Source organism: Chromohalobacter sp. 48-RD10, assembly GCF_029889785.1.
Lineage (GTDB): Bacteria > Pseudomonadota > Gammaproteobacteria > Pseudomonadales > Halomonadaceae > Chromohalobacter.
Genome location: NZ_JARANX010000196.1, coordinates 1 through 757 on the forward strand (window position 1 = coordinate 1; position 757 = coordinate 757).

Genomic DNA, 757 nt, shown 5'->3' on the forward strand with positions numbered 1-757 from the left:
CTCTTGGCGCAGCTTTCGACTCTGTCGAGCTTTGCCGGGCCGCCCTTGTCGCAGGCATGTGTCATGCTGGCGGCGCCCTCGGTTTCCACGCCGATCAGCGAAAGCGTCGGACGCAGTGCCGCGATTCCCCCGATTAACCTGCCCCCACCGGCCGGGCACAGGATGGCCTGCGCGTCGGGCGCCTGTTCGAGTACCTCGAGCCCTAGCGTGCCCTGACCGGCGATGATGCGTGCGTCGTCATATGGATGTATCAGCGTCAGTCCGCGTTGCGTGACCAGCTCATGCATCAACGCCCAGGCTGCGTTGATATCGCCGTGCAGGATGACCTCCGCCTACAACGCGTGGCTGCTTTCCACCTTGAAGGGGCTGGTGTTGTCGGGTATCACGATGGTCACGGGCACGCCCCTTTGTCGTTCCGCCCAGGCCAGCCCCAGGCCGTGGTTGCCGGCGGACACGGCGCCCAGCCCACTCTGAGCTCCTCGTCACTGGCCGTGCCCAACCAGTTCAGAGCGCCGCGCGCCTTGAACAAGCCGGTGCGCTGCAGTGATTCAGCCTTGAGCCACACGCGCCGCCCCAGGCGCTCGGAAAGCACGTGATCGAGCACCAGCGGTGTCGGCGGGGAGCCTCGGTGGTCCGCTCCCGCGCGCGTTGCATATTGCTCACTTCCATTTGATGTTGCAGCCCATGGAGGGTATTTGCTGGGCCGCCGGTGCGCGGTCTGCTAGCACGGCATCGGCCCAGCAAATCCCCTCCATGG

The 757-nt window shown here is 65.8% G+C and carries 1 protein-coding gene and 1 pseudogene; both read right to left on the bottom strand.

Features of this window, described 5'->3' with window-relative positions; genetic code table 11:
- Positions 1-455 (bottom strand): annotated as a pseudogene (locus OP496_RS18400) (pyridoxal-phosphate dependent enzyme); the annotation flags it as partial.
- Positions 392-604 (bottom strand): hypothetical protein, encoded by a 213-nt coding sequence (locus OP496_RS18220; RefSeq protein WP_280565406.1) that lies wholly within the window; start codon positions 602-604, stop codon positions 392-394. The gene OP496_RS18220 and the pseudogene OP496_RS18400, both read right to left, overlap by 64 nt.
- Positions 605-757: the final 153 nt, after the last annotated feature.